At 42.3% G+C, this 728-nt stretch carries 2 pseudogenes; both read left to right on the top strand.

Features of this window, described 5'->3' with window-relative positions:
* Positions 1–528 (top strand): annotated as a pseudogene (locus ACFIN0_RS09990) (hypothetical protein); the annotation flags it as partial.
* A gap of 15 nt (positions 529–543) precedes the next feature.
* Positions 544–728: pseudogene (locus tag ACFIN0_RS09985) on the top strand (hypothetical protein); the annotation flags it as partial.

Raw genomic sequence — 728 nt, 5'->3', positions numbered from 1 at the left:
GTCTACGACCCCTCTACAGATCTTTGGGTTGATATTTATCTTCAATCAGGGACGGGTGAAAATACGCGCTCGGCGTATGGTACTCCGATCACAACAAACCGTACTTATATAGATCACTTATCTGATATGTTGCGTGTTAAAAAATCTTTTCTCAATGATACAGAATTTGCGTCTGCGATGTATGGAAGCAATGAAAAGACAAATATTCAAGGGAAGAAAGCCCCTTCTCCTAAGAGTTCTGGAGGACACGTTGATACGGCGAATAGTCGTATGATTTCACATATAGGGTGTGAGGATGGCTGCGGTTATGTTTCACAATTTTTATCAGAGACTTTTCCAATACAGATACCTTCTGTAACAGCGGGAAGGACGGCTTTTAGAACAGATATGAATGTGTTGGTAGGAGGAGGTCTTTGGAGTGGTGGTGTCTCTAATGGTTCGTTTTTTCGTAGTGGTCAGTATTCTCGTAGTTTCAAGGGTGAGATGTTAGGGGCTCGAGGCTGTAGCCGTCCCCGCCGCTTTGTTTAGAGGAGGACAATAGAGATGATAGATTATCCAGAGCATTTAAATACGAAGCAAGATTATCTGAACATGCTTGAATTTGATAAGGCTGAAACGGTAAGAAGGCTAGAGGGTCTTTTATCAACACGTTTTTATTGGGTCTTTGTTAAAGAGCTTGGAGAGGGAGAAGAGGGGATTGAAGATGATACGCATAGGGTTTGTCTAAC

It is taken from the genome of Bartonella sp. AA89HNZF (assembly GCF_042196905.1).
Classification (GTDB): Bacteria; Pseudomonadota; Alphaproteobacteria; order Rhizobiales; family Rhizobiaceae; genus Bartonella.
The sequence above is the reverse complement of the archived record's forward strand: the minus strand, read 5'-3'. Positions and strand labels throughout refer to the sequence as shown.